This is a genomic window from Rhizobium bangladeshense (assembly GCF_017357245.1).
Taxonomy (GTDB): Bacteria; Pseudomonadota; Alphaproteobacteria; order Rhizobiales; family Rhizobiaceae; genus Rhizobium; species Rhizobium bangladeshense.
On the sequence record NZ_CP071612.1, the window covers coordinates 4,275,330 to 4,297,426 of the forward strand.

At 62.6% G+C, this 22,097-nt stretch carries 17 protein-coding genes and 1 tRNA gene; 11 read left to right on the forward strand and 7 right to left on the reverse strand.

All coding sequences use genetic code 11. The features are described from left to right. The first annotated feature begins 117 nt into the window (after positions 1–117). Entirely contained in the window at positions 118–3,429 is a 3,312-nt protein-coding gene (locus tag J2J98_RS20590) for an oligosaccharide flippase family protein (protein WP_207601980.1), read from the forward strand. 22 nt (positions 3,430–3,451) lie between these two features. Here J2J98_RS20590 and J2J98_RS20595 read toward each other — a convergent pair whose 3' ends face one another. The 3 genes from J2J98_RS20595 to J2J98_RS20605 all read right to left on the reverse strand — a co-directional run bounded on the left by J2J98_RS20595 (position 3,452) and on the right by J2J98_RS20605 (position 5,990). After that, a complete protein-coding gene (locus J2J98_RS20595; RefSeq protein WP_207603169.1) occupies positions 3,452–4,630 on the reverse strand; it encodes a glycosyltransferase family 4 protein in 1,179 nt (392 codons plus the stop codon). Between the two features lie 146 nt (positions 4,631–4,776). Further along, a complete protein-coding gene (locus tag J2J98_RS20600; protein ID WP_003567502.1) occupies positions 4,777–5,013 on the reverse strand; it encodes an Lrp/AsnC ligand binding domain-containing protein in 237 nt (78 codons plus the stop codon). Positions 5,014–5,081: 68 nt separating this feature from the next. Beyond that, on the reverse strand, positions 5,082–5,990 hold the full coding sequence (locus J2J98_RS20605) for a LysR family transcriptional regulator (RefSeq protein WP_138396242.1): 909 nt from the start codon (positions 5,988–5,990) through the stop codon (positions 5,082–5,084). A 112-nt stretch (positions 5,991–6,102) separates the two neighbouring features. On the opposite strand from J2J98_RS20605, the gene hglS reads away from it, so the two are divergent. The 6 genes from hglS (at position 6,103) to J2J98_RS20635 (ending at position 14,479) form a co-directional block, all read left to right on the forward strand. After that, positions 6,103–7,515: a 2-oxoadipate dioxygenase/decarboxylase HglS gene (gene hglS, locus J2J98_RS20610; protein ID WP_207601981.1), complete on the forward strand. Its 1,413-nt coding sequence runs from the start codon at positions 6,103–6,105 to the stop codon at positions 7,513–7,515. A 67-nt stretch (positions 7,516–7,582) separates the two neighbouring features. Then, positions 7,583–8,866 carry an NAD(P)/FAD-dependent oxidoreductase gene (locus J2J98_RS20615; RefSeq protein ID WP_207601982.1) on the forward strand — a complete coding sequence of 428 codons (1,284 nt, stop codon included), beginning with the start codon at positions 7,583–7,585 and terminating at the stop codon, positions 8,864–8,866. Positions 8,867–8,910: 44 nt separating this feature from the next. Next, positions 8,911–10,449 carry an L-piperidine-6-carboxylate dehydrogenase gene (amaB, locus tag J2J98_RS20620; protein ID WP_207601983.1) on the forward strand — a complete coding sequence of 513 codons (1,539 nt, stop codon included), beginning with the start codon at positions 8,911–8,913 and terminating at the stop codon, positions 10,447–10,449. A 186-nt stretch (positions 10,450–10,635) separates the two neighbouring features. After that, on the forward strand, positions 10,636–11,658 hold the full coding sequence (locus J2J98_RS20625; RefSeq protein WP_207601984.1) for an iron ABC transporter substrate-binding protein: 1,023 nt from the start codon (positions 10,636–10,638) through the stop codon (positions 11,656–11,658). 119 nt (positions 11,659–11,777) lie between these two features. Next, positions 11,778–13,445: an ABC transporter permease gene (locus tag J2J98_RS20630; RefSeq protein ID WP_207601985.1), complete on the forward strand. Its 1,668-nt coding sequence runs from the start codon at positions 11,778–11,780 to the stop codon at positions 13,443–13,445. Continuing rightward, positions 13,442–14,479, forward strand: a complete 1,038-nt coding sequence (locus J2J98_RS20635; protein WP_064708101.1) for an ABC transporter ATP-binding protein — start codon at positions 13,442–13,444, stop codon at positions 14,477–14,479. Before J2J98_RS20630 ends, J2J98_RS20635 begins: the two co-directional genes overlap by 4 nt. Positions 14,480–14,486: 7 nt before the next feature. On the opposite strand, the gene J2J98_RS20640 is transcribed toward J2J98_RS20635, so the two are convergent. The 4 genes from J2J98_RS20640 to J2J98_RS20655 form a co-directional block, all read right to left on the reverse strand. Continuing rightward, positions 14,487–15,821: a glucoamylase family protein gene (locus tag J2J98_RS20640; protein WP_207601986.1), complete on the reverse strand. Its 1,335-nt coding sequence runs from the start codon at positions 15,819–15,821 to the stop codon at positions 14,487–14,489. 249 nt (positions 15,822–16,070) lie between these two features. Continuing rightward, positions 16,071–17,855 (reverse strand): gamma-glutamyltransferase family protein, encoded by a 1,785-nt coding sequence (locus tag J2J98_RS20645; protein WP_207601987.1) that lies wholly within the window; start codon positions 17,853–17,855, stop codon positions 16,071–16,073. A 48-nt stretch (positions 17,856–17,903) separates the two neighbouring features. Then, complete coding sequence (locus tag J2J98_RS20650) at positions 17,904–19,346, reverse strand: M81 family metallopeptidase (protein ID WP_207601988.1); 1,443 nt, start codon at positions 19,344–19,346, stop codon at positions 17,904–17,906. A gap of 365 nt (positions 19,347–19,711) precedes the next feature. Further along, positions 19,712–19,801, reverse strand: a tRNA-Ser gene (locus J2J98_RS20655). 304 nt (positions 19,802–20,105) lie between these two features. Here J2J98_RS20655 and rplU point away from each other — a divergent pair. The 4 genes from rplU to J2J98_RS20675 all read left to right on the forward strand — a co-directional run bounded on the left by rplU (position 20,106) and on the right by J2J98_RS20675 (position 22,093). Then, on the forward strand, positions 20,106–20,423 hold the full coding sequence (rplU, locus tag J2J98_RS20660; RefSeq protein WP_207601989.1) for a 50S ribosomal protein L21: 318 nt from the start codon (positions 20,106–20,108) through the stop codon (positions 20,421–20,423). A gap of 34 nt (positions 20,424–20,457) precedes the next feature. Further along, complete coding sequence (rpmA, locus tag J2J98_RS20665; RefSeq protein WP_004676172.1) at positions 20,458–20,727, forward strand: 50S ribosomal protein L27; 270 nt, start codon at positions 20,458–20,460, stop codon at positions 20,725–20,727. Between the two features lie 125 nt (positions 20,728–20,852). Next, positions 20,853–21,509: a GNAT family N-acetyltransferase gene (locus tag J2J98_RS20670; protein ID WP_011427247.1), complete on the forward strand. Its 657-nt coding sequence runs from the start codon at positions 20,853–20,855 to the stop codon at positions 21,507–21,509. Further along, positions 21,506–22,093, forward strand: coding sequence for a GNAT family N-acetyltransferase (locus J2J98_RS20675; protein ID WP_207601990.1), 588 nt, complete (start codon positions 21,506–21,508; stop codon positions 22,091–22,093). The genes J2J98_RS20670 and J2J98_RS20675 overlap by 4 nt, the downstream gene beginning before the upstream one ends. Positions 22,094–22,097: the final 4 nt, after the last annotated feature.

Here is a 22,097-nt window from a genome sequence, read left to right on the forward strand (position 1 = left end):
GCGCAAAAAATGCGCAGCGGTTGCGATAACGATAAGCGTAAAAACAAAGAGCTAGAGCGTGAGAAGCGAATCTGAAGGATCGCAACGCGCTTTGGGTCGATCCTGACGGATGGACAGATGTCGAAGGGTATTATCGCAAATTCGGTGATGAATGCGGCGGCAGGCATGCTGCTTTTGCTGACGGGCTTCGTTTCCTCAATCATCACCGCGCGGCTGCTTGGGCCGGAGGCCAACGGCATCGTCGCCTTCTCGCTTTGGCTAGTGATGACAGGTGCCTCGATCGCCGAGCTTGGGTCCAGCATCACGCTGTTGAAGACCCTGCCGCAGCTTTCGGCGGAGGGCTATGACGCGCGCCGGCGGCGGGGGTTCGCCGCCATTCTCGTCAGCTTCATGATATTTTCGACGGTGCTGCTGCTGGCGCTCTACGCCCTGTTTTTCCTGACTTCCGAGGAGATGCACTGGGCGGAAACCGCGCCTTCCGTCGCGCTCGTCACCGGCGCGCTGTTTTTCGTCCAGGCGATCGGGTCTTTCGTCAAATTCTACCTGATCGGCGAAAAGAAGCTCGGCACCTTCTTCAAGCTGACAGTTGCGGTCTCCATCATACAGCTCGCCGGCGTCGCCGCCGGCGCCGTTCTCTATGGCGTCGAGGGCGTTCTCGTCGGTTATGCACTTGGCCAGCTCGTGCTGTTTTTCGCCACACTGCCGATCCTTCTTGCACGGCGCGACTGGTGCGGGGTTTCGCTGAAGTATCTCGCCTCCTCCTCGGTCATCCTGTCGATCCAGTTCATCATCGATTCCATCTTCCTCAACCGGCTCGAACTGCTCTTCCTGCAGCAGTTCTGGTCGGTGGAAATGGTCGGCTATTATGCGGTTGGCCTGTCGATCGCCAATATTGCGCTGCAGCTGCCGATCCAAATGACCGGCAGCCTGCTGCCCTATTATTCCGAACGGCGGCACAGCAGCGACGATTCGACCCTGCCCGTCGAGGTCTTCGCCGCCGTCACGCGCAGCATGGCCTATATCGTGCTGCCGATGAGCTTCGGGCTTGCCGCGATCTCCAGCGAACTGGTGCTCGTGGTGTTCGGGGAAGCTTTCCGCCGCAGCGGCACGGTGGTCGCGCTGCTCGCGCTCGTCGCGCCTGCCTATACCTTTATGCAGATCCTCAGCCTCTATCTGCTGTCGATGGACAAAGCCCGCTCCCGCCTCAACATCAGTGTGATAGGTGGCCTCCTCATGGTAGCGGGTTGTTTACTGATCATTCCTAGGCTTGCCGCCGAGGGGGCCGCACTCGTGCGCATTCTCGTGTTCGTGGCGATGTCGGTGATGATGATCAGACAGACAGGATTCGGGTCCCAGCTTTCGGGTCTCTACGCAAGCCTGACGAAGGTGACGCTCGCCGCCATATTGTGCGCCTGCGCGGCGATATCGGTGCTGGAATTCGTCCAAGGCCTGATCGGTCTTGTCTTCGCGATTATCGCCGGTACGCTCGCCCATTTCGCAGCACTCCGGGTGCTGCGGGCCGTGCCTGCCGAGGATGTCGAGGTCATGCGCTCCATTGTCGAAAAGATGCCGTCGGCGCTGCGGCGGTCGGTCGGCCGCGTTGTCGACTTCATCGCGCCGGGGCGCCCCGGCGATCCCGACCGCGCCAAGGTCGCGCCCGGCGAATTTTCGCTCGAACCGGCCGAAGGTGCGGGACGCAACGCCGCCTTGCCTGTCGTCTTCGACGGCACGATCGGCCTGTTCATGCCTGAAAATCCTGAGACCAGGAAGCGCTCGGCCGCGGTGCTCTTCGTCAGCCCATGGGGCTTCGAGGAAATGTGCAGCCGCAAATTCTTCCGCGTCGCGGCCGAACATTTCTCCGATATTGGTGTACCCAGCCTGCGCTTCGATTACCGCGGCACTGGCGATGCGCTCGATTTCGGGGCGCTGCCGGCAAGGCTGGAAACCTGGGAAAACTCGATTCGCGCGGCGGCCGCCAAGCTGAAATCGCTTACCGGCTGCGACCGCATCATCCTGATCGGACAAGGTCTTGGCGCAACCCTTGCCCAGCGCATCGGCTCCTCGATCGATGGCGTCGACAGCCTCGTCATGCTGGCGCCGGTGCTGAGCGGCCGCGCCTATCTGCGTGAACTCAACATGTGGTCCAAGATCATCGACGCCGATCTCGGCCTCGGCCAGCAGCACGTGCAGGCGGCAAAGGTGCAGATCGCCGGGCTTGTCATGCCGGAAGAGATCGCCGCCGAGCTCGGCAAACTCAACATAGCTTCGCCGCAGGGGCTGGCAGCGCCCCGCTATCTGATCCTGGAACGCCCCGTCAGGGCCGAGGATACCGGTTTCGCCGATGCGCTGAAGGCGCTTGGCGCCGATGTCGAACAGAAAGTCTTCGACGGTTATGACGAGCTCGTCACCAATCCGCTCTTCGCCAAGACACCCATGGCCGTCGTCGAGCTTCTGACGGCCTGGCTGAAGGCGACGACGGCGGAGAGATCCGCCGCGCATTCGCCGGCAGCGATCGAAACCACGCCGCTTACCGGCGAAGGTTTTATGGAAACACCGGTGCGTTTCGGAAGCCACGATCATCTGGTCGGTGTCGTCAGCCGGCCGCTCGGAGAGATCAAGGGCAATGCCGTGCTCTTCCTCTCGACCGCCTATGACCGGCATGCCGGCTGGGGGCGGACGACAGTGGATATGGCGCGCGAGCTCGCGCGCCAGGGCGTCGTTTCTCTGCGCTTTGATTCCGCCAATGTCGGCGACAGTCCGCCGCGGCCGGATGCGCCGGAGCAGGTGCTTTATTCGATGACACAGACCGACGACGCGATCGCCGCGCTCGATCTGCTCGAAAGCGTCGTTGCCGGCCCCGTCATGGTCGCCGGCCGGTGCAGCGGCGGTTATGTCGCCTTCCGCGCCGGCGTCGCCGACGAGCGGCTGAAGGCGGTCGTCTCGATCAATCCCTTCGTCTATTACTGGGATCCGAAGGTGCCGGTGCGCCGCGAGCATGTCGTCTCCGTTCCCCGCAGCCTCGACGATTACGGCCAGCGCCTGGCGCGGCTCGACACGCTGAAGCGGCTGCTGCGCGGGCAGGTGGACGTGGTGTCGGCGCTGCGCAATATCGTCATCGCCGGCGGCCGGCGACTGTCGCCCTTCATCGCGCCCTTGCTCGAACTGCTTCCCGACAGGCGTCACATCGCCCGCGAGGTCCGGCAGTCCTTCGCCCTGTTCGGCAAGCGCAAGGTGCCGCTGACGCTGATTTACAGCGAAGGCGACGTCGGCCTCGACCATGTCTATTTCCATTTCGGCCCGCGCGGCGCCCGGCTCTCCCGCTACCCGAACGTGCGGCTGCTGATGCTGCCGGATGCCGACCACAATCTGACGCCGCCGCAATCCCGCAAATTCGTCCTCGACGAGATCATTCGTCTCGCGAGAGCGTAAGCGGGTGCTCGGTTAGGCAGGATCAGAGGCTTTCCGCGACGGCGATATCAAGCGATCTGTAGAGATCGATGTAGCGCCCGGCGACGATATCCCAGGAATAGCCGCGCGCGGAGTCGAGAAGCTCCGAGCGAAGGACATCCGGTCGGCGCGCAAGGTCGTTGTAGGCCGATTCCACGGCAACCGCGGCAGTCTCGGGACTGGTGAAATCGGCAAGCCTGATGACGGGATGCCGATTGGCGAGCGTTTGAAAGGCATCATTTGCGTTCAGCACCGGCAGCAGGCCGGCGCTCATCGCCTCCAGCGCGACCAGGCCGAAACCTTCATATTCCGAGGCGGAGGCGAAGAGTGAAGCCTCAGTGATGATGCGGCGGATGGTATCATTGTCTGGCGACACGTGCAGGGTGACGCGGCCGGTCAGGTTCCGGCTTTCGATCTCGCCTTCGATATCCACCTGGTTCAGGTCGGATTCGGCCCCGACAATGTCGAGATGCCATTCCGGATCGCCGCTCTTCAGCACCGCCACCGCGTCAAGCAGGTGGTCCAGCCGCTTGTTCACCGAAAATCGGCCGATGGTGACGATGCGGCGCCTTGCGCGACGCGACGCGGTATCGGCGAACTTGCCGATATCGGCGCCGTTCTCGATCAGCACGCTATCAGGCGCGATCTCGGAAAACTGCTTGAGATCGGAGGCGCTGCAGCAGACGACGCGGCGATAGGCCCTCGCCGAGACGCGGGTCAGCGTGCGGAACCATATCTTCTTGATCGCCGCGTATTTCCTGGTGTGGAAGAAGCCGCCATGGGTGGTGACGATCATCGGTTTGCCGTGCAGCATCCGGCCCCAGGCGAGCGCGTCGAAGAAGAAGTCGATGGCATGGACGTGCAGCAGATCGGCATCACCGAGATGGCGAAAAACCTCCAGCGCCAGCGGATAACGGCTGCTGCCGGACCAGGGGATGCGCACCACCTCGATGCCGTCGATAGTCTCCCGAGCCGGCAGCCTGTCCTCAGGCGCGGTGAACAGCGAGTTCAGCGTGACGACGCGGACACGATAGCCACGCCGGAGGGTCTGGCGGCTGAGATTGGCGACGACGTCTTCCAAGCCGCCGCGATTGGGCAGGAACTGGCGTACGACATGGACGATCAGCGGAGCCGTTTGCGGCTGCGGATTCTCGCACGCCCTATCTGCCTCGACGATCGCCATTTTCCACCTATCGCTGCGCATGCCAAAACGCGTGTTGGCGCGGATTTTATAGCAGCGACCAGATATCGCAGGCGTTAAGGCGTGGTTTCAGCGACGTCCTGGGGAAGCGATTCTTCGCGACAGGGTTAACCGTGTCTGACGGGAATTCAGAAGGCTTTGAAGGTGAGCGTCGTCAACGACCGGACGATGCCCGGAATATTGGCGATATTGTCGTTGATGAATTTGCCGATGTCCTGGCCTTCCTCGATATAGACCTTCAACAGCAGATCGTAATCGCCGCTTGTGGAATAGAGCTCCGAGACCAGCTCGGTCTGGTAGATGGCGTCGGCGACCTCATAGGTCTTGCCGGGTGCGCATTGGAGCTGGACGAAGATCGGCTTCATGGAAATTTCCTGCAACGTTGTTTGGCGCGCATAATGGTCGAAAGCACCATGCCGATGCAAGCCGTTCCTCACGCGGCCGGGCGCGCGGCCGCTTCCGCGACGATCCAGTCGCGAAAGGCGGCAAGCGGCGCATAATCGGCGCGCTCGCTGGGAAAGGCGAGATAATAGCGCTCGCGGCTCTCCATCTCCCGGCCGACGGCGGCGACGAGATCGCCGCGCTTGAGCTCTTCCTGCATCAGGAATGTCGGCAACAGCGCCACCCCGAGGCCGGCGATCGCCGCTTGCGCGGCGGTGGCGAACTGGTCGAAGAGCATACCGTTCACGTTTTCGAAGGAAACGCCGTTGCCGGCGAACCATTGCTCCCAGGCGTCAGGGCGCGTCGTCAGATGCAGAAGCGGTACGGCAAGCAGATCCTCTGGCCGCGAAATCCGGTGCTGTTTCAGAAAATCAGGACTGCAGGCCGGCACCGTGCGCTCCGACATCAGCAAGGTCAGTTCCGCGCCGGGCCAGTGCGGGTGGCCGAAGTGGATCGCGGCGTCGATCGAATCGAGCCGGAAGTCGAAGGGCGAAAGCCGGGTGGCGAGGTTGATGGTCACACCGGGATTGGCGCCGAGAAAGCGCCCTAGGCGCGGCGCCAGCCAGCGTGTGCCGAAGGTCGGCAGGATGGCGAGATTCAGCGTGCCGCCATGCGGATTGGCGCGCAGGTTCAGGGAGGCGCTCGAGATGCGCCGCAGCGCCTCGCGAATCTCCCGGGCATAGCTGTCGCCGGCCAGCGTCAGCCGCATGGTCTGGCGTTCGCGCAGGAAGAGTTCGACGCCAAGCTGCTCCTCCAGCGCGCTCACCTGACGGCTGACGGCGCTCTGCGTCAGATCGAGCTCGCGCGCGGCCGCGGTCACGCTGCCCGTACGGGCGACCGCCTCGAAGGCGGCGAGGTGCGAAATCGACGGCAGGAAACGTCTTGAAGCGCGCATGGTCATTCTGTCATTCCGTTTCAGAATGGGCTATTTCCGAAATATCGATATTTTCGGCTTTCTAGAGATTGTAAAGAGTTTCATCCTGCAAAAACGGAATGAGCCGGAGTTTTCCAAGATGCCGCAAGCCTTCGTTTCCACAGACCGTATCCGTTCGCTATTCACCGAAGCGATGTCGCAGATGTACCGGACGGAGGTGCCGCAATACGGCACGCTGATCGAACTGGTGGCGGATGTGAATGCCGGCTTCCTCGAAAGCAATCCGGATCTACGCGAGCGCTTGGCGCGTGCCGGTGAGCTTGATCGCATCGATGTCGAGCGCCACGGCGCCATCCGGCTCGGTACGGCGGAAGAGCTTTTCACCATACGCCGGCTGTTTGCCGTCATGGGTATGCAGGCGGTCGGTTATTACGATCTTTCGGTTGCCGGCGTACCGGTTCACTCCACCTGCTTCCGGCCGATCGACGAGACGGCGCTCAACATCAATCCTTTCCGCGTCTTCACCTCGCTGCTGCGCCTGGAACTGATCGAGGATGAAAGCCTGCGTCGGGAGGCCGAAACCATTCTGGCAGCGCGGCGCATTTATACGCCGCGCGCCATCGCACTGATCGAGCGCCACGAGCAGAATGGCGGCCTGACCGAGGCGGAAGCGACCGAATTCGTCGCCGCAGCGCTTGAAACCTTCCGCTGGCACGGCGAGGCGACGGTCAATGCCGAAACCTACAAGCGCCTGCACGACGCGCATCGTCTGATTGCCGACGTGGTCAGCTTCAAGGGGCCGCACATCAACCACCTGACGCCGCGCACGCTCGATATCGATGCCGTGCAGGCCCGAATGCCGGAACGCGGCATCACGCCCAAGGCCGTGATCGAAGGGCCGCCGCGCCGGCAGTGCGATATCCTGCTGCGGCAGACGAGCTTCAAGGCGCTGGAGGAGGCGATCGTCTTCTTAGGAGACGAGGGCGCGGTCCAGGGTACGCATACCGCCCGCTTCGGCGAGATCGAACAACGCGGCGTGGCGTTGACGGCGAAGGGCCGGACGCTCTACGACCAGCTGCTCGCTTCTGTGCGCGGCGAAGTGCAGGTCGGCGCCGGCGGCGCCAAGGCCGGCGCCTATGATCAGGAACTGGCCGAGCGCTTCAAGGCGCTGCCGGACAGCTGGGATGAGCTGCGCAGGCAGGATCTCGCCTTCTTCCGTTATTCCGCCACACCTGCCGGCATCGCAGCTGCCGTGGCCAGCACGTTGCCGCGCGATCCCGAAGCGCTGATCGCCAAGGGCTACCTCGCCTTTGCGCCGATTGTCTATGAAGACTTCCTGCCCGTCAGTGCGGCCGGCATCTTCCAGTCGAATCTCGGAACCGACCAGCAGCAGAATTATGCGACGCGCTCGAATCGCGACGCCTTCGAGACCGCACTCGGAGCGACCGTTCAGGACGAACTGGCGCTTTATGCGGAACGGCAGGCCGCATCGCTGGATGCCGCGATGGAGGCGCTCGGGCTCGCGGGCCTGCAGCTGAGGACCGTTGCGTGAAATCACCGCTTCAACACCTGTTCTTATGCGCTAGAGTATTCCGGTTTCAATCCGATCGGACCGTGCCATGCTGAATGATCCGCGCTCCCACGGCCTCTGGGAAAAGACCGCAGGCAAACCGCCGGCGACCTCGGCTCTCCAAGGCGCGGTGCCGGTCGACGTGGTCATCGTTGGCGGTGGCTATACCGGTCTTTCCGCAGCCCTGCATCTTGCCGAAGCCGGGTCTAAGGTAGTGCTCCTGGAGGCGAAAGAGATCGGTTTCGGCGGCGCGGGGCGCAATGTCGGCCTGATCAATGCCGGCATGTGGGTGATGCCCAACGACCTGCCCGGCGTGCTCGGCCCGGTCCATGGCGAACGCCTGCTCGAATTGCTCGGCAATGCGCCGAAGCTCGTCATGGAACTGATCGACAAACATGGAATCGCCTGCGAACTCGAACGCAACGGCACTCTGCACTGCGCCGTCGGCGCCGACGGGCTGAAGGAGGTCGAGGAGCGCGCGGCGCAATGGTCAGCCCGCGGCGCGCCCGTCGTGCTGCTCGATGCAGCTGAGACGGCCAAGCGCACCGGCAGCGAGGCCTATGCCTGCTCACTGCTCGACATGCGCGCCGGAACGCTGCAGCCGCTTGCCTATGCGCGCGGCCTCGCCCATGCCGCCGTCAAGGCGGGCGTCGTCATCCATACATCGAGCCCCGTCATCGCAACGGAGCGTCGCGGCAGCCGCTGGACCGTGAAGACGGAGAGCGGCGAGGTCAGCGCGGATTGGATCATCGTCGCGACCGATGCCTATAGCACCGGCCCCTTCGAGCAGGTCCGCAACGAGCAGGTCTATCTGCCCTATTTCAATTTCGCCACCGTGCCGCTCGGCCACAATCTGCGTCAGTTGATCCTGCCGGGGCGGGAAGGCGCGTGGGATACCAAGGATATTCTGTCCTCTTTCCGCATGGATCAGGCTGGACGGCTCGTTTTCGGTAGCGTCGGCGCGTTGCGCAATACCGGGCTTGCGGTGCACAAGGGCTGGGCCAAGCGCGCCATGAAGCGGCTCTTTCCCGATATCGGCGACGTCGAATTCGAATGCGAATGGTACGGGCAGATCGGCATGACCGACAATGCGCTGCCGCGCTTTCACAAATTCGCCCCCAATGTCATCGGCTTTTCGGGCTATAATGGCCGCGGCATAGCCCCCGGCACGGTCTTCGGCCGAACTCTGGCCGAACATATTCTCGGCCGGCTTGCCGAGGCCGATCTGCCGCTGCCGCTGACGTCACCCACCGAACCGAGCTTCCGTGCGCTCAAGGAACTATGGTACGAAGCCGGCGCTCAGGTCGCCCATTTCGCCGATGCCCGCTTCTGAGAACCGACAGCGCTCCTGAGAACAATAAGATTGGAAACACGACAATGACCATCGCCGTCCTCGATCTCGCCACCGAAACCGCCAAGCTGCTCGCCGAACTCGGCGTCGATGCCGGCCGCTATCAGGGCGGCACGCTGTCCGTTGCCTCGCCGGTCACGGGCAGGGAAATCGGCAAGCTCAGAGAACATTCCGTTTCCGAAACGAAAACGGCGATCGAGGAGGCGCATAAGGCTTTCCTGGAATGGCGTTCCGTGCCTGCGCCGAAGCGCGGCGAGCTGATCCGCCTGCTGGGCGAGGAGCTGCGCAGCGCCAAGACGGCGCTCGGCCGCCTCGTCTCCATCGAAGTCGGCAAGATCACCTCCGAAGGCCTGGGCGAGGTTCAGGAGATGATCGACATCTGCGATTTCGCCGTTGGCCTGTCGCGTCAGCTCTATGGCCTGACGATCGCCACCGAGCGCTCCGAACACCGGATGATGGAAAGCTGGCACCCGCTCGGCGCGATCGGCATCATTTCCGCCTTCAACTTCCCGGTCGCCGTCTGGTCGTGGAACGCAGCGCTTGCGATGGTCTGCGGCAATTCCACCGTCTGGAAACCGTCGGAAAAAACGCCGTTGACCGCGCTTGCCGTGCAGGCGCTGTTCGAAAAGGCCCTGAAGCGCTTCGTCGCCGAGGGCGGCAAGGCGCCCGCCAATCTGTCCACCTTGATCATCGGCGGCCGTGAGGTCGGCGAGGTGCTGGTCGACCACCCGAAAATCCCGCTTGTATCAGCCACCGGCTCGACGGCCATGGGCCGCGCCGTGGGCCCGCGCCTGTCGCAGCGTTTTGCCCGCGCCATCCTCGAACTTGGGGGTAACAATGCAGCGATCGTCTGCCCGAGCGCCGATCTGGACCTGACGCTGCGCGGCGTCGCTTTCTCCGCCATGGGAACGGCTGGCCAGCGCTGCACGACGCTGCGCCGTCTCTTCGTCCATGAAAGCGTCTACGACCAACTGGTGCCACGCCTGCAGAAGGCCTACGGCTCGGTCACCATTGGCAATCCGCTGGAAGCCGGCACGCTTGTGGGACCGCTGATCGACGGCCAGGCTTTCGAGAAGATGCAGGCAGCGCTTCGCGAGGCGGCATCGGTCGGCGGCAAGGTGACCGGCGGCGAACGCGTCGACAATGGCTCGGCCGATGCCTTCTACGTACGTCCCGCGCTTGTCGAAATGCCCGCGCAGACCGGCCCGGTCGAGCACGAGACCTTCGCCCCGATCCTCTATGTGATGAAATACAGCGATTTCGACGCAGTGCTGGACTTGCACAATGCCGTGCCGCAGGGATTGTCGTCGTCGATCTTCACCAACGACATGCGCGAGGCGGAAACCTTCGTTTCGGCGCGCGGCTCGGATTGCGGCATCGCCAACGTCAACCTCGGGCCTTCGGGAGCCGAGATCGGCGGCGCCTTCGGCGGCGAAAAAGAGACCGGCGGCGGGCGCGAATCCGGCTCCGACGCTTGGAAGGCTTACATGCGCCGCGCGACCAACACGATCAATTACGGCAGCACGCTGCCGCTCGCCCAAGGCGTCAAGTTCGACGTCGAATAAGCATCTCGAAAAAGGCGACGCTGGCCGAGCGTCGCCTTCTGGCTGAATCGAGATTTCTTCCCTCGTGGTTTGAATCATAGGGTCAAGATATTTTGATGCTCTTTCCCGGCGGCGAAACTTGAAATAGCTTGTCCAGAAAAATATACGCCTCTTACCCCGCCGGGTGACATTGCCATGGAGGCCATCATGACTGTTGCTGTTAACCGTTTTCCCCACCTGCTGGCGCTCGCCGCTTCGCTTCTCACCGCCACGGCGCTCGCAGGCGGCGCCAATGCGCAGGACGAAGGCCTCGTCGTCTACAACGCCCAGCACGAAAGCCTCGGCCGCGAATGGATCGATGCCTTCACCAAGGAGACCGGCATCAAGGTCACCATGCGCCAGGGCAGCGACATGCAATTCGCCAACCAGATCGTCCAGGAAGGCGATGCTTCTCCCGCGGACGTATTCCTGACAGAAAATTCGCCGGCCATGACGCTGGTCGATGGAGCGGGTCTCTTTGCCCCGGTCGAAAAGGAGACGCTGGATCAGGTCCCGGAGCAGTATCGTCCGGCCGACGGCATGTGGACCGGCATTGCCGCCCGCACGACGGTCTTCGCCTATGACAAAACCAAGCTCGGCGAAGACAAGCTGCCGGAGTCGCTGCTCGACCTAGCAGATCCGGCCTGGAAGGGCCGCTGGGGTGCAGCACCCGCCGGCGCCGACTTCCAGGCTATCGTCGCCTCCCTTCTGCAGCTGAAGGGCGAAGACGCCACGAAGGCGTGGCTGAAGGGGCTCAAGGACAACGCGACCACCTACAAGGGTAACAGCGTTGCCATGAAGGCAGTCAATTCAGGCGAAGTCGAAGGCGCGGTCATCTACCACTACTACTGGTTCGGCGATCAGGCCAAAACAGGCGAAAACAGCAAGAATGTCGGCCTGCATTATTTCAAGAACCAGGACCCGGGCGCCTTCGTCAGCGTTTCGGGCGGCGGCATACTGAAGTCCACCCAGCATGTGAAGGAAGCCCAGGCCTTCCTGAAGTTCATCACCGGCAAAGCAGGCCAGGCCATTTTGAAGGACGGCACGTCTTATGAATATGCCGTCGGCAAGGACGCACCTTCCAACGACAAGCTCGTTCCGCTTGCCGATCTCAACGCGCCGAAGGTCGAAGCCTCGACGCTGGACAGCAAGAAGGTCGTGGAGTTAATGACGGCCGCTGGGCTTATCTAGGTTTTCCGCACGTCGAGCCGCAAGACCGCCATACAGTTTTGCGCGACATGCCTTGACCTTTCTGCCGCAGGCCCGCTATGGCCAAAACTATTGCTTTTGGCTCAAGAAAACCTTAGGGCATGACGATATCCGGCAACCGCTTTTCAAAGGCGGTTGCCTTCCTTTTTCGGCGTGTGAAGGCATCGGCCTTGCTGCAGGACAACAGATCGCTCGTAGCCGGCAACGAAGTCCCGGTCGCGCCGAAGGCCGCGCGAATGCTATTGCCGCGCCGGCGAATGCCGCATGCTTCCGTGGTGCTTCTCGCAACCGTCATCGCAGTCTTCAGTCTCGTGCCGCTGGGATTCATCGGCTGGATAACTTACGATGTCGGCTCGGAAACGGTGAAGACACTCGTCTTCCGGCCGCGCGTTGGCGAACTCCTCATCAATACCGTTCTCCTGGAATCCTTCACCATTCCACTGTCGATCGCGCTTGCCGTGACCCTTGCATGGCTGACCGAGCGCACGGATATTCCATTCGCCAGGCTCTGGGCCTGGCTGGCGATCGCGCCGCTCGCGGTGCCCGCCTTCGTGCACAGCTATGCCTGGGTCAGCCTCATTCCCGGCATGCGCGGCCTTCAAAGCGGCGTCTTCGTTTCGGTCATCGCCTATTATCCCTTCCTCTATCTGCCGGTTGCCGCAGCGCTGCGCCGTCTCGATCCGGCCATCGAAGATGCCGCGGCCTCGCTTGGTCTCGATCCCTGGCGCGTCTTCTTCCGCACCGTGCTGCCGCAACTGCGGTTTGCCGTTTGCGGCGGCTCGTTGCTGATTGCGCTGCATCTGCTGTCGGAATACGGCCTGTTCGTCATGATCCGGTTCGATACTTTCGCAACCGCGATCGTTGACCAGTTTCAATCCTCCTACAACAGCCCGGCCTCCAACATGCTCGGCGGCGTGCTCGTTGCTTGCTGTCTTTTCCTGCTTGGCCTCGAAGTGCTGCTGCGCGGCAATGAACGTTATGCCCGCGTCGGCTCCGGCTCGCCGCGTCCTGCCGATCGCCGGCGTCTCGGCTGGTTCGTGATCCCGGCCATCCTGCTGCCTTTAGCCCTGGCGGTGCTGACGCTCGGCGTGCCATTGATGACGCTCGGCCGCTGGCTCTATCTCGGCGGCACCGAGATCTGGCGCGTCGAGATCGGCAGCGCCTTCCTGCAGACCATGGCGCTTGCTCTTGCCGGCGGCGTGGTGGCGACAATTGCCGCAGCCCCCATGGCCTGGCTCTCCGTGCGCGCGCCTGGCCGCTTCCAGCGCGTGCTCGAAGCCTGCCACTATTATGTCGGTTCGCTGCCCGGCGTCGTCGTGGCGCTGGCCCTGGTGACGATCACCGTGCGCCTGGTGCTGCCGCTCTATCAAACCTTCGCAACGCTGCTTGTTGCCTATGTGATGCTTTTCCTGCCGCGCGCCATGGTTGGGCTGCGCGCCAGCATCGCTCAGGCGCCGGTCGAGCTGGAGCGCGCTGCGATGGGCCTCGGCCGCACCCCCGGTCAGGCGGTGCGCCAAATCACCATGCGGCTTGCCGCACCGGGAGCCGCTGCCAGCATCGCCTTGACCGCGCTTGGCATTACCAATGAACTCACGGCGACGCTGATGCTCGCGCCAAACGGCGTCGATACGCTGGCGACGAAATTCTGGTCGCTGACCAGCGAGATCGACTATGTCTCGGCCGCGCCTTACGCCTTCATGATGGTCGTGCTGTCGCTGCCGCTCACCCTGACGCTCTATAAGCAATCGAAACGGACCGCCGGCCAATGACGCTGCTTACGATCGAAAACATCAGCAAGCGCTATGGGCCTGTCCAGGCGTTGAAGGATATTTCGCTCGATGTCCAGGCCGGCAGCCGCACCGCCGTCGTCGGGCCGTCCGGCTCGGGCAAGACGACGCTGCTACGCATCATCGCCGGCTTCGAGCAGGCCGATGCCGGCAGGGTGACGCTGGATGGCGACGTGCTGGCCGACGGCCCGGCGGCGGTGCCGGCTCACAAGCGGGGCATCGGCATCGTCTCGCAGGATGGCGCGCTGTTCCCACACCTGAGTGTGGCCGAGAATATCGGCTTCGGCTTTGAACGGGGTGCTGCCGATCGTGAGCGGCGCATCGCCGAGCTGCTCGATATGGTCGAGCTCGACCGCGGCATGCTGACACGGCGCCCGCACCAGCTTTCCGGCGGGCAGCAGCAGCGCGTGGCGCTTGCCCGCGCGCTCGGCCGCAAGCCGCGGCTGATGCTGCTCGACGAACCATTCTCGGCGCTCGATACCGGCTTGCGGGAAAACATGCGCAAGGCTGTCGCGCGTGTACTGCAGGCAGCCGGTATCACCGCCGTTCTCGTGACGCACGATCAGGAAGAGGCACTGAGTTTCGCCGATCAGGTCGCAGTCTTGAGAGAAGGGCGGCTGATCCAGGCGGGATCGCCGCAATCATTGTACCTGCATCCCAGGGATCGCGAGACGGCGTTGTTCCTCGGTGATGCCGTACTGCTTCCGGCCATCATTCGGAACGGCCTTGCCGACTGCGCCCTCGGTCACGTCGCCGTCGAAGGCAGCCGTCAGGGCAAGGCGGAAATCATGCTGCGACCCGAGCAGATCCGCGTCGTTGCCGATGAAAGCGATCGCGACTACGGCGGACGAGTTGTCGAGGTGGAGTTCGGCGGCGCGGTCTGCACCGTCGCCGTCTCGCTCGATGGCGTCGCCCTGCCGCCCATTCGAATCAAGACCTCGAGCGTCGCCCTTCCCTCGCGAGGCGATCTCGTTCGCCTGGATATATCGGGCAAGGCGCACGTCTTCGAGCGCTAAGCATGATCTAACCGGCCCTGCGCACCAGCTCTTGCGGCTCGATGCCCTCAAGCCAGCCACCGGTAAAGCCGGCGCGCTCGAGCCCGAGGCGGATGACCGGCGATTGGCGCATCAGCTTCCAGATGAAATCGGAACGCTCGTTTTCCACGGTCATGACGACAAGCCCCTGGTCGATGCCGACGGTTCGGTCGTCAACCCAGCCTTCCGGCCGTTTGGTCTGGACGGTGGGATTGAAGCCGCCGGGGAAGCCGCCTTCCAACAGCAGGTTAGGATAGGTGGTCAGAAGCGCCTTGGTGCCGTCGAGGGCCGCCTGCCGGTCATAGGGCAGGCAGGCAAGCGCGGCCCAGGGTGCGATCGTGCCGTCATCGGGTCCGAGTGGGGCGCCGCGTGCGGCATAACCCAGGACCTTGGGCTGGCGGCCGCCGCGCATGCGCCGGGTCGGCGGTGGGCCGTCACAGGCGGTAAAGCCCCAGACATTCCTGTTGTATCCGACGAAACCGCCGGGATTGCGCTCGGCATAGTCACGCTGCATGTTGATCACGACCTGGGTATTGCGGAAGTAATCCCAGTTACGCTCCGTCATCGGCCTGTCCTGAATGCCGCGGAAATCGATCCAGGCATGCGAGAAGAGATGAATGAACAGCGGACCGGCATAGAGATACGGCTGGTCACCGAACGTCATCCAGGAATAGCTCGATGTGAAGGCGTCGTAGCTCGACTGCGGAATGGGATGCGTCGGCGAGGCGAGCGCCAGCGCATAAAGGATGATAGCCTCGTCGAAGCCGTGATAACGCCAGCGCAGGAAACCAGATGAGGGCTTCCACCCCATGGAAATGGTGTCACCTTTGTTCAGCGCCCAGCGCCAGTCGACACGTTCGTAGATGAAGGTCGCGAGTTCACGGATTTCTGTCTCCGTCTCGTCGTCTTCGCGAATGAAATATTGCGCTGAGGTCAGCACGCCGGCGATGAGCAGCGCGGTGTCGATCGTCGAAAGCTCGCTGTTCCAGGCGCGGTTGCCGCTATCCATATGGAGGAAATGGTAGAAGAAGCCGCGATGGCCGGTCGCATGGCGCTCCTCGCCCTGGCGTGCCTCGGCGAAGAAACGCAGCGTATTGACCGTGCGCTCGGCTGCTTCCTTGCGGGTGATCCAACAACGCTCGACAGCAACGGGATAGGAGGAAAGAGCGAAGCCGACAGCCGCAATGCTGGCCGGCACGCCGCCGATCGAGGTATCGGCCACCAGGCCATTTTCGGGATTGGAATATTTCAGGAAGTACTTGAAAGCCGAATGCTGCAACCTGTCGATGAGGGCTGCATCAATGTCTTCGATCCGTTGCAGCATAGGCTCCTACCCAACTGTTGCACCGCCCCATGCTTGAACATGGTGGTCGTCCCCGGGCAAATCAAACCTTTTTGATTCGCAAGGATAAGAGAACACAAACGGAGGCGATTGGTCGTTAACAATTATCGGTGAAATAATATCTAGCATAAGTCATATAAGCGGTGCAGCAAAAGGACGGCTGCGCACCGCACCGGCACAGCGGATTTCCGGCAATACTTGAAGCCTCGCAGGCCCTCTGCGAAGCGGCCGCTATCGGCCGACTGCATAGGCCTGCATGAGGCGCGGGGTGGCTGCGGCGCGCATAAGCCCGTCGGCATCGCGCCGTGCGGCGGTCATCCGGCCGATCGTCCAGGCATCGGTGATCGTCAGCTTGTGGCCCTTTCGGGCAAGCGCGTCGAGCACATCAGGACCGAAATTCTCTTCCGCCATCAGGCTGCCGGGTTCGCGGGTGCGCGGATAGAAGGAGCTCGGAAAATGAGCGGTGTGAAAGAGCGGCTGATCGATTGCGGCCTGCAGGTTCAGCTTGTGATGGACGTGGCGAAGGAAGAAGGAAAGCTGCCATTGCTCCTGCTGATCGCCGCCCGGCGTGCCGAAGGCAAGGGCTGGGCGGCCTTCATGGAGGCCGAGGGAGGGCGTCAGCGTCGTGCGCGGCCGTTTTCCCGGAGCAAGCGATGTCGGCAGGCCTGGCTTGAGCCAGAACATCTGCGCGCGGGAATTGAGGCAGAAGCCGAGCCCCGGCACGGTGGGCGACGACTGCAGCCAGCCGCCGGACGGCGTGACGGAGACCATGTTGCCATCACGGTCGATCACGTCGATATGCACGGTGTCGCCGCGCTTTTCGGACAGATGCGCCATGGTCGGCTCGTAGACGGCGCCGGTCTTGGACTCGGCGCCGAGCATCTTCATCGTCAGAGCATGCTGCGCTTCGAAACCCGGAATGATGCCGGGGCGAAGATCGAAGGAGGCATCCGCGCCGACGAGTTTGCGGCGTTCGGCAGCGTAGCTCTCCGACAGCAGATGCGCGACGGGGATCTCGGAAAAACTGGGATCGCCGTAATAGACCTCGCGGTCGGCAAAGGCGAGCTTCATCGCCTCGACGACGGTATGAACGAAATCGGCGCCATCCGGCCGCATCGCGGCGAGGTCGAAACCCTTCAGGATGGACAGGGTCTGCAGGAAGACCGGCCCCTGACCCCATGGCCCGGTCTTGGCGATCGTCCAGCCGTGATAATCATAGGTCAGCGGCTCCTCGATCGTCGCCGACCAGTTGGCCATGTCGATTGCGGTGAGCACGCCCTTGTGGCGGTTGCCGCTTGCATCCATCACTTCGGCCGTCTTCAGGTAGGCGTCGATCTTCTCGGCTATGAAGCCGCGATAGAAGGCGTCGCGGGCCGCCTGCACCTGCGCTTCCCGACCGCGCTTTGTCTCGGCTTCGGCAATGACGCGCTTCCAGGTTTCCGCGAGTGCCGGATTGCGGAAATTCGCCTGCGCTTCGGGAACGCTGCCATCAGGCAGCCAGGTTTCGTGGGAGGTGGGCCATTCCTTTTCAAAAAAGGCCGCAAGCCCCTTGATGGTCGCTGCGACGCGCGGCAGCAGCGGATGGCCGTGTTCGGCATAAAAGATCGCCGGTTCCAGCACCTCGCGCACGCTCATCGTGCCGTAGTCGCGCAGCATCAGCATCCAGCCGTCGAAGGCGCCGGGAATGACCGTCGCAAGCAGGCCGTCACCGGGGATGAGCGTCAGGCCTTCCCTCGTATAGTGCTCGATCGTCGCGCCGGCGGGTGCAGGCCCTTGGGCTGAGATGACCTCGACCTTGTCCTTCTTCTTCGAATAAATCACCGCCGGCAGGTCGCCACCGGGGCCGCAGAGATGCGGCTCGACGATCTGCAGCACGAAACCGGTCGCCACCGCAGCATCGAAAGCGTTGCCGCCCTTTTCGAGAATGCTCATGCCGACCGCCGAGCCGATCCAGTGCGTCGAGGTGACGACGCCGAAAGTGCCGAGAATTTCAGGACGGGTCGTAAATCCGGTCATGCCGAACATCCTTTTTGGCCGAACCATATCGTTCTGCTCGATTGAGCCTCAAACGCGATGCGAACGAGCGGAGAAGAAGACCTGCGGCTCGAAGCCAAAATCCTTGTCGAAGGGATAGGTCGGACGCTGCTTGCGCAGCCGCGGCAGGCGCTCGACGAACTGATCGACCACCCCCTCCGACAGCGCCATCAGGTTGGGATTGGCGATCGGCGCCAGTTCCGGCGAGAGATAGCCCGATTTGACGACGACGATCTTGGCTGCGTGCGGATCGAGGCCGAGCCGGGTGAAATCGGCGATATTGTGGTAGGGCCGCCGCTTGGCCGAAAGCACGAGATCGATGCCGTCGATCGAAACGACGGCCTGCCGATCGGCGGGGTCGGGGGTCTCATGCAGGAATTTGACGGTGAAGCGGGCATGGACCGGTCTGCTACCCTTGGTATCGAGCGAGGCGCCGACGCTCAAGGCAAGCTCCGCACCGACACCTGCCGCATAACAGGCCTCGGTCGCCGCCTTGTCGGCGATGCCGGCAAATACGACACCGTCGGCACCTCTTGCTATCAGCTCGGCCAAGACATCGGCCCGGTCTCCAACGCCGCCGCCGGTCGGGTTGTCGCCGGATTCGGCGAGCACGACAGGAGCGGTCGGGCTGGTGATCGCTTTGGCAACGCATTCCTCGACTGAACCTGTCTCGCAGCCGAAGACGAAGTCTTCGCGGGCATCCCAATAGGCCTTGGCGAGACGCCTCGCCTCGCGCTCCAGCACGGCACGATCGGTACCGGTCATGATAGCGGCGGCCGTGGCGCGCGGTTCGTCGGCCCAGATGTAACCGACCATCAGCGATGCGTCCCAGACGCCATCAATGACATCGATCTCGGGCAGCCTGGCATATAGGCTCTTAGCCGGCTCATCCACGGTGCTGGTGCGCTCTCCGGGCAGGACGACCGGGATCGGCGCCCAGAGAACGAACGGCCTTGTGCCGGTTTTCAAGCTCTTGACCAGCATCGAGACCGAGCGGCGCATCGTCTCCTCGACATCAATATGCGGGGCGGTGCGATAGGTGGAGTAGATGTCGAGCGCATCGATGATGCGCTGGGTGACGTTGCCGTGCAGGTCGTAGCTTGCCGAGACGGTGCATGCCTCGCCGACGAGCGCGCGGGCCGCACTGATCCAGTCGCCTTCGGCATCCTCCATGCCCTCGACATACATGGCGCCGTGCATGGCAAGATAGAGGCCATCGAGCGGCAGCAGCGGCTTCAGCCCCTCGAGAAATTCGCTCTTGAAGCCCTCATAGGTGGCTCGCGATACCGGCCCACCGGCAATGGCGCGGGCATGGATCGTCGGCAGGAACTCGGCATCATAATCCCTCAGGAAGGCGAAATAGGGTGATTCCATCAGCCCCTCCCCGCGCAACACCCGAAAATCCTTCTCCTCGTTCAGAACGGGATTGTATGTGCTGCACTCGATATGAATGCCGCCGACGGCGATGCGCATGGGAAACCTCGATTGAAAGTGGGAACGATCAGGACTTGACGGGCGACGATGAGATGAAGGTGAAGACGGAGGCGATTTCTGCAGACGTGCCGCCATTATCCGACCCTGATGATAGTTCGCAAAATGAGCCGATCAACCGCGTTGCATGACAAAATCGATCCGGGCCCATGTGGAATCGATGATTCCGACATCCGTCATGCAAGACGTTTTCGATGAGCGCATTGCGGATCTGCTCAACGCTGTCGACAGGCGTACGAGATCGATCCTGCGCGAGCACTGGCGGTCCATCCATGGATTAAGACCAGCGTCCGCTGCTGGCGGAAAAATACCGCATTGTAGGGAGCAAGTATGGACAAGATCCAGAATGGCGGAGAGGGTGGGATTTGAACCCACGATACCCTTGCAGGTATGCCGCATTTCGAGTGCGGTGCATTCGACCACTCTGCCACCTCTCCGCAGTCTTGGTCGGCGCTTGTTCGGCGCGGGCGTTCTCATAACGGGCATATGACAGGTTGGCAAGCCGAAAAGTCGAAACATTCCATCCTTTTGCCTTGACACCATTCCGTCACTCGCGTATCCCGCTTGCGCAATAGGTGTGGAGTAGTCCCGCCTTGCCCGCTCCGCGCTCGCGCGGGGTTTCACCGGCAGACCAGAGTTCCGGGCTAGTTCCCTGAAATCCCTGCTTAACTTCGACTGATAAAAAGACGGCCACCTGCTGAAATAGCGGGGAGCGCCGGAACGAACATGAAAGGATAAAAAATGTTCGCAGTCATCAAGACCGGCGGTAAGCAGTACCGTGTGGCAGCCAACGACGTGCTGACCATCGAGAAGCTTGAAGCATCCGCTGGCGACTCCATTGAATTCACCGAAGTCCTCGTGATCGGCGAAGGCGCCGACGCGGCGATCGGTGCGCCCTTCGTAGCCGGCGCCTCCGTCAAGGCGGAAGTCGTCGACCAGACCCGCGGCAAGAAGGTCATCGCCTTCAAGAAGCGTCGTCGCCAGAATTCGAAGCGTTCGCGCGGCCATCGCCAGCATCACACGGTCGTCCGTATCATGGACATCGTGGCTGCCAAGTAAGATCAACGGGTTTCAGGTTTAAAGGAGAACTCCAATGGCACATAAAAAAGCTGGCGGTTCCTCGCGCAACGGTCGCGATTCCGAATCCAAGCGCCTTGGCGTGAAGAAGTTCGGCGGCGAAGCCGTCATCGCAGGCAACATCATCGTGCGTCAGCGCGGTACGCAGTGGCATCCCGGTTCCAACGTCGGCCTCGGCAAGGATCACACGATCTTTGCACTTACCGCCGGCAATGTGGACTACCGAACGAAGGCCAACGGTCGCGTCTACGTGTCTGTCATGCCGAAAGCGGAAGCAGCGGAATAAGCCGGTAGCGCTCAAAAACAGCCGGCGTCTCATCGACCCGGCTGACCGTACCAGGTTCAGTCCAGAAAACAGGGGAGATGGGGCGCCATCTCCCCTTTTTCTTTGTCCAAACAGGAGGACTGAACATGCAAGGCGAATTGATAAGGGTAGACCAATCCCGGTCTTCCCGGGAAGACCAGCGGTCTTCCAAGGAACGGCTGAGGCCGGAGCGGTTAAGGACCGATTGCCCTGTCTTGTTATCGGAAAGGCTCGTCATGCGCGCGCCCCACGAAGAAGACATCGACGCCCTTGCCCATCTCGCCAACAACGCCAAAGTCGCCACCATGGTATCGCGTATGCCGCACCCCTATACCGCCAATGATGCCGCCGACTTTGTTTGGCGTTCGCGAAATGGCGAGATTGGTAAGTGCGTCTATGCCATCACCAAGGCCGAAAACGGCGCCTTCATGGGGTGCTGCGGCGTGGAACCGCATAGCGACGGCAAGACCGTCGAGATCGGTTACTGGCTGGGCGAGCCCTATTGGAACCAGGGCTATACGACCGAGGCCTGCCATGCCCTCGTCGACATGGTGTTCAGGACGCGGCAGGACGTCGACCAGATCGATGCCCGCTGCCGGGTGATGAACGTCGCCTCTCGGCGCGTCATCCAGAAGTGCGGCTTCCAGTTCCAGGGATCGGGACTTGCGGCCTCGCTGGCGCTCGGCAGCAACGTGCCGGTGGAATGGTACAGGCTCGACCGCAAGACCTGGATGTCCCTCCGAAGCTGGGGGAACATCGCATGAGCACGACGGCACTTCAAAGGCCGGATACCAAGTCGATGATGCCCGGCCCTGCGCCTGTTATCTCGACCGCCCGGCTGACGCTCCGCCCGCACAGGCTGAGCGACGCGCCCGCCATCGCGGAATCGCTTTCCGATTTCGCGGTGACGCGCATGCTCTCCCGCGTGCCCGCGCCCTTCGATCGGCAGGATGCGCTGGACTGGCTGGTGCCGGTCACCTCTGGCGCCCTGCCGGACTGGCCGCTTGCGATCACCTGCACGGACGATGTCCATATCGGCAACGTCTCGATCGAGCTGCGCCACGGCCGCTGGCACCTCGGCTACTGGCTGAACCGCTACTACTGGCGGCGCGGCTATATGAGCGAGGCGGTGGCGGCGATCATCGAGCGCTTCTCGCGCCGCATGCCGGAGACGCCGATCCATTCTGGTGTCTTCGCCGACAACCCGGCTTCGCTGCGACTGCAGGAGAAGCTCGGGTTCCGCATGACGGGTTGCGGCGAAATCTATTGTTTCGCCCGCAACACCATGGTGTCGCACATCGAAACCGTGCTGCAGCCGGGCGCGCTGCAGCCGCGCAAGGTCGCATAACCGA

Coding starts and splice junctions, on each gene's coding strand:
- J2J98_RS20590 (WP_207601980.1), top strand. CDS start 118: ATGTCGAAGGGTATTATCGCAAATTCGGTGATGAATGCGGCGGCAGGC.
- J2J98_RS20595 (WP_207603169.1), bottom strand. CDS start 4,630: ATGGCGATCGTCGAGGCAGATAGGGCGTGCGAGAATCCGCAGCCGCAA.
- J2J98_RS20600 (WP_003567502.1), bottom strand. CDS start 5,013: ATGAAGCCGATCTTCGTCCAGCTCCAATGCGCACCCGGCAAGACCTAT.
- J2J98_RS20605 (WP_138396242.1), bottom strand. CDS start 5,990: ATGACCATGCGCGCTTCAAGACGTTTCCTGCCGTCGATTTCGCACCTC.
- hglS (WP_207601981.1), top strand. CDS start 6,103: ATGCCGCAAGCCTTCGTTTCCACAGACCGTATCCGTTCGCTATTCACC.
- J2J98_RS20615 (WP_207601982.1), top strand. CDS start 7,583: ATGCTGAATGATCCGCGCTCCCACGGCCTCTGGGAAAAGACCGCAGGC.
- amaB (WP_207601983.1), top strand. CDS start 8,911: ATGACCATCGCCGTCCTCGATCTCGCCACCGAAACCGCCAAGCTGCTC.
- J2J98_RS20625 (WP_207601984.1), top strand. CDS start 10,636: ATGACTGTTGCTGTTAACCGTTTTCCCCACCTGCTGGCGCTCGCCGCT.
- J2J98_RS20630 (WP_207601985.1), top strand. CDS start 11,778: ATGACGATATCCGGCAACCGCTTTTCAAAGGCGGTTGCCTTCCTTTTT.
- J2J98_RS20635 (WP_064708101.1), top strand. CDS start 13,442: ATGACGCTGCTTACGATCGAAAACATCAGCAAGCGCTATGGGCCTGTC.
- J2J98_RS20640 (WP_207601986.1), bottom strand. CDS start 15,821: ATGCTGCAACGGATCGAAGACATTGATGCAGCCCTCATCGACAGGTTG.
- J2J98_RS20645 (WP_207601987.1), bottom strand. CDS start 17,855: ATGACCGGATTTACGACCCGTCCTGAAATTCTCGGCACTTTCGGCGTC.
- J2J98_RS20650 (WP_207601988.1), bottom strand. CDS start 19,346: ATGCGCATCGCCGTCGGCGGCATTCATATCGAGTGCAGCACATACAAT.
- rplU (WP_207601989.1), top strand. CDS start 20,106: ATGTTCGCAGTCATCAAGACCGGCGGTAAGCAGTACCGTGTGGCAGCC.
- rpmA (WP_004676172.1), top strand. CDS start 20,458: ATGGCACATAAAAAAGCTGGCGGTTCCTCGCGCAACGGTCGCGATTCC.
- J2J98_RS20670 (WP_011427247.1), top strand. CDS start 20,853: ATGCAAGGCGAATTGATAAGGGTAGACCAATCCCGGTCTTCCCGGGAA.
- J2J98_RS20675 (WP_207601990.1), top strand. CDS start 21,506: ATGAGCACGACGGCACTTCAAAGGCCGGATACCAAGTCGATGATGCCC.